Raw genomic sequence first — 4286 nt, forward strand, 5'->3', positions numbered from 1 at the left:
AGCGGAAGGCTGACTCGGTGAGCGCGACGGAGGAACCGGGGACCGGCGGCTCACGGTCCGCGCCGGGCCGGCGCGAGCTGGCGTACGCCGTGCTGCTCTGCCTGGCCGGCGCGGGGCTGGCGCTGTGGGCGGCGACCCGCACCTGGGTGGTCGGGGTGATCGGCCGGTCGGAGCCGATGCTGTTGGTGGAGGAGGGACGCACGGGCGGGCAACTGCTGCCCTGGCTGCCGGCGTTGGCCCTGGTCGGTCTGGCTGGCGGCGGTGCGGTGCTGGCCACCCGGGGCCGGCCGCGTCGGGTGCTCGGCGGGTTGCTGACCCTGCTCGGCCTGGCCGTGGCGGCCGGTGGTGGTTACGGACTCGTCGGTGATCTCGGGGATCCGGTCACCTGGCAGTGGCCGGCGCTCACCCTGCTCGGTGGGGTCCTCGCCGCCGTCGGTGGTTCGTTGACCCTGCTGCGCGGTCACCGCTGGCCGGCGATGGGTGCCCGCTATGACCGTCGGCCGTCCCGGCCGGCGGGGACCGGCGGGGAGATCGGTGGTGCGGGCACCGTCGAGGCGTGGGAGGCGCTGGACCGGGGCGAGGATCCGACGATCCGCTGACCGCGGCCGGGCGGCGGGCGGCCGTGCCCTGCCGCAGCCGTGTGGTCAGCCGACCGGCTGGCGGGCGCGCGCCCGGGCGGCGGCGAGTTCCGCGACGAGGCGGTCCAACTCGGCTCGCTGGTCGGCTCGGGCCCGGTCGGCGCAGATGGCTTCCCAGGCGTTGCCGGACGCGGTACGCATCCGGTCCGGTCCGACGACGGCGCGCTCCAGGGTGTGGACGACACCTACGGCGAGCGACGCGACGGTGCGCGAGATGGTGGTGAGTCCGATGGTCTGGTGCGGCGCGGAGGTACTCATGATCACCCCGGGGAGAGATCGTCGTGGCGGTGGGGCAGACGCGTCATTGAGTGTGCCCGAGCCTGATGCTGCTCGGCCCGGGTTTCGTGGTGATGACTGCACCGTCAACTCTGCGGTAGGGGGCGTGACCGGCACAGGGACCTCGGTCCTTGAGCTTGGTCACAGCATCGACGTGGGCGGATAGCCGACCCGCTACGGGGCGATCGGCCAGCCCGCGCATGGGCGAACGTCGATGGTATCGTGACGCAGAGTGACATTACGTGCGCGCAAGTTGGCCATTATGCCCCAGCCCATTTCGTGAGGAGCGCCATACCCCCGGCGGTCGGGTCCAGGTGGGGCCCCCTAGCATCGGCCCATGACACCCGGAGAGGGGAGTCCGTTGGTGACTGCTGAGCATGCGCACGCGGAAGGGGACGAGGCCGGTTCGGCGGCGCCCGTCAGCGTGCTCGACGAGATCCTGGCCGGCGTCCGGGAGGACGTGGCCCGGCGGCAGGAGCAGGTTCCGCTGGAGCGGATCCGCGAACTGGCCGCCGCCGCGCCGCCGCCGATGGACGCGTACGCGGCCCTGCGCCGGCCCGGCGTCGCGGTGATCGCCGAGGTGAAGCGCGCCTCACCGTCCAAGGGCAAGCTGGCCGAGATCGCCGACCCGGCGGACCTGGCCGGCGAGTACGCGGCCGGCGGCGCCCGCGCGATAAGCGTGCTCACCGAGGGCCGCTGGTTCGGCGGGTCGCTTGACGACCTCGCCGCCGTGCGGGCCGCGGTGAACATCCCGGTGCTGCGCAAGGACTTCGTGGTCTCCAGCTACCAGGTGCACGAGGCTCGCGCCCACGGCGCGGACCTGGTGCTGCTGATCGTCGCCGCGCTTGAGCAGAACGTGCTTGTCGGCCTGCTGGAGCGGATCGAGTCGCTGGGCATGACCGCGCTTGTCGAGGTGCACGACGAGGAGGAGGCCGACCGGGCCATGGAGGCAGGTGCCCAGGTGATCGGGGTCAACGCCCGTGACCTGCGTACCCTTCAGGTCGACAGGTCGGTGTTCGAGCGGATCGCGCCCGGCCTGCCGAGCAACGTGGTCAAGATCGCCGAGTCGGGGGTACGCGGCCCGCACGACCTCATCCGGTACGCCTCGGCCGGCGCCGACGCCGTCCTCGTCGGTGAGGGGCTGGTCACCCAGAAGAGTCCCCGGGAGGCGGTGGCCGAGTTGGTGAACGCCGGCAACCACCCGGCGACGCCCCGTCCGGTGCGCTGACCCCCGCCGCTGACCGTCCGTGAGCGAGAGGACCCGTGATGAGTGCTGACGTCACGAACACCGAGGTGCCGGCGCAGTTCCCCGACGCCGCCGGGCACTTCGGCACGTTCGGCGGCCGGTTCGTGCCGGAGGCACTCGTGGCCGCGCTCGACGAGCTGGCCTCGGCGCACCAGGCGGCGATGGCCGACGAGACGTTCCGGGCCGAGTTCGCCGGGCTGTTGCGCGACTACGCGGGTACGCCCTCGCTGCTCTACGAGGCTCGCCGGTTCTCCGCCCGGGCCGGTGCCCGGGTGCTGCTCAAGCGGGAGGACCTCAACCACACAGGCGCACACAAGGTGCGAAACGTGCTCGGCCAGGCGCTGCTGACCCGGCGGATGGGCAAGCGGCGGGTGATCGCCGAGACCGGTGCCGGTCAGCACGGTGTCGCCACCGCCACCGCCGCGGCCCTGTTCGACCTGGAGTGCGTGGTCTACATGGGCCAGGTCGACACCGAGCGGCAGGCGCTGAACGTGGCCCGGATGCGGATGCTCGGCGCGACCGTCGTCCCGGTGACGACCGGTTCGCGCACCCTCAAGGACGCGATGAACGAGGCGATGCGGGACTGGGTCGCCAACGTCGACGAGACCCACTACCTGATCGGTACCGCCGCCGGACCGCACCCCTTCCCGGCACTGGTCCGCGACTTCGTCCGGGGCATCGGTGAGGAGGCCCGGGCGCAGTGCCTGGACCTGACCGGCGCGCTGCCGGACGCGGTGACCGCCTGCGTCGGCGGCGGCTCCAACGCGCTCGGTATCTTCCACGCCTTCACCGACGACTCCCAGGTGCGGTTGTACGGCTTCGAGGCCGGCGGCGACGGGATGGACACCGGCCGGCACGCGGCAAGCATCACCGGCGGTTCCACAGGCGTGCTGCACGGCACTCGGACCTTCGTCCTCCAGGACGCCGACGGCCAGACGCGGGAGTCGCACTCGATCTCCGCGGGCCTGGACTACCCGGGCGTCGGCCCGGAGCACGCCTGGCTGCACGACACCGGCCGGGCCACCTACCAGCCGGTCACCGACGACGAGGCGATGGCCGCGTTCGAGCTGCTCTGCCGGACCGAGGGGATCATCCCCGCGATCGAGAGCGCGCACGCCCTGGCCGGCACCCTGGCCGTCGCGCCGAAGCTCGCCGCCGAGCTCGGCCGGCAGCCCACGATCGTGGTCAACCTCTCCGGCCGGGGCGACAAGGACGTGCACACCGCCGGTGAGTACTTCGGCATCCTCGACAAGGAGTGAGGCCATGAGCGAGCGGACCAGCCGGATCGGGGTGGCCTTCGACAAGGCCCGGGCGGACGGCCGGGCGTTGCTGGTGGGCTGCATGCCTGCCGGTTTCCCCACGGTCGAGGGCAGTATCGCCGCGATGAAGGCGATGGTCGCCGCGGGCGTCGACGTGATCGAGGTGGAGATCCCGTACTCCGACCCGGTGATGGACGGCCCGGTGATCCAGCGTGCCAGCGACATCGCCCTGGCCGGTGGGGTACGCACCCTGGACACGTTGCGCATCATCGAGGCGGTGGCCGCCACCGGTGCCCCGGTGGTGACGATGACCTACTGGAATCCGATCGAGCGGTACGGGGTGGACGCGTTCGCCCGGGACCTCGCCGCGGCCGGTGGCACCGGGCTGATCACGCCAGACCTGATCCCCGAGGAGGCCGGCGAGTGGCTGGCCGCCTCGGACGCGCACGGACTGGACCGCACGTTCCTGGTCGCGCCGTCCTCCACCGACGAGCGGCTGGCGATGACGGCGGCGCACTGCCGGGGCTTCGTCTACGCCACCGCGATCATGGGCGTGACCGGGGCCCGGTCGCAGACCTCGCAGGCGGCGCCGGTGCTGGTGTCCCGGGTACGGGAGGTCACCGATCTGCCGGTCGGTGTCGGGCTGGGCGTGGGTACCGGGGCGCAGGCCGCCGCCGTCGCCGGGTACGCCGACGCGGTGATCGTCGGCAGCGCCCTGATCCGCTGCCTGCTCGACACGCCCGACGAGGCGGCTGCCCTGACCGCCCTACGCACCCTCAGCGCCGAACTAGCCGAAGGCGTCCACCACCCCACCCGCTAGCCACCCCCACCCCCACCCCACACCGCGTCGATCTTGCAGTTTGTGTC

The 4286-nt window shown here is 72.7% G+C and carries 5 protein-coding genes; 4 read left to right on the forward strand and 1 reads right to left on the reverse strand.

All coding sequences use genetic code 11. From position 1 onward, the window contains the following. Nucleotides 1-17 precede the first annotated feature (17 nt). The gene (locus Van01_RS28490) at nt 18-599 is read left to right on the forward strand and encodes a Trp biosynthesis-associated membrane protein (protein ID WP_204014073.1); all 582 of its coding nucleotides are present in this window, start codon (nt 18-20) and stop codon (nt 597-599) included. Nucleotides 600-644: 45 nt separating this feature from the next. Here Van01_RS28490 and Van01_RS28495 read toward each other — a convergent pair whose 3' ends face one another. Then, nucleotides 645-896, reverse strand: coding sequence for a hypothetical protein (locus Van01_RS28495; protein WP_099851031.1), 252 nt, complete (start codon nt 894-896; stop codon nt 645-647). A 442-nt stretch (nt 897-1338) separates the two neighbouring features. On the opposite strand from Van01_RS28495, the gene trpC reads away from it, so the two are divergent. Genes trpC through trpA form a run of 3 tightly spaced genes read left to right on the forward strand, consistent with a single transcriptional unit; the run spans nt 1339 to nt 4239 of the window. After that, nucleotides 1339-2142, forward strand: a complete 804-nt coding sequence (gene trpC, locus Van01_RS28500) for an indole-3-glycerol phosphate synthase TrpC (RefSeq protein WP_204014074.1) — start codon at nt 1339-1341, stop codon at nt 2140-2142. 38 nt (nt 2143-2180) lie between these two features. After that, on the forward strand, nt 2181-3419 hold the full coding sequence (gene trpB / locus Van01_RS28505; protein WP_204014068.1) for a tryptophan synthase subunit beta: 1239 nt from the start codon (nt 2181-2183) through the stop codon (nt 3417-3419). Between the two features lie 4 nt (nt 3420-3423). Next, entirely contained in the window at nt 3424-4239 is an 816-nt protein-coding gene (trpA, locus tag Van01_RS28510) for a tryptophan synthase subunit alpha (RefSeq protein WP_204014071.1), read from the forward strand. The last annotated feature ends 47 nt before the right edge of the window (nt 4240-4286 follow it).

The sequence above is a fragment of the Micromonospora andamanensis genome (assembly GCF_016863495.1).
Lineage (GTDB): Bacteria > Actinomycetota > Actinomycetes > Mycobacteriales > Micromonosporaceae > Micromonospora > Micromonospora andamanensis.

Excerpts from the sequence above, each read along its gene's own strand:
- Van01_RS28495 (WP_099851031.1), bottom strand. The coding sequence starts at position 896 with ATGAGTACCTCCGCGCCGCACCAGACCATCGGACTCACCACCATCTCG.
- trpB (WP_204014068.1), top strand. The coding sequence starts at position 2,181 with ATGAGTGCTGACGTCACGAACACCGAGGTGCCGGCGCAGTTCCCCGAC.
- trpA (WP_204014071.1), top strand. The coding sequence starts at position 3,424 with ATGAGCGAGCGGACCAGCCGGATCGGGGTGGCCTTCGACAAGGCCCGG.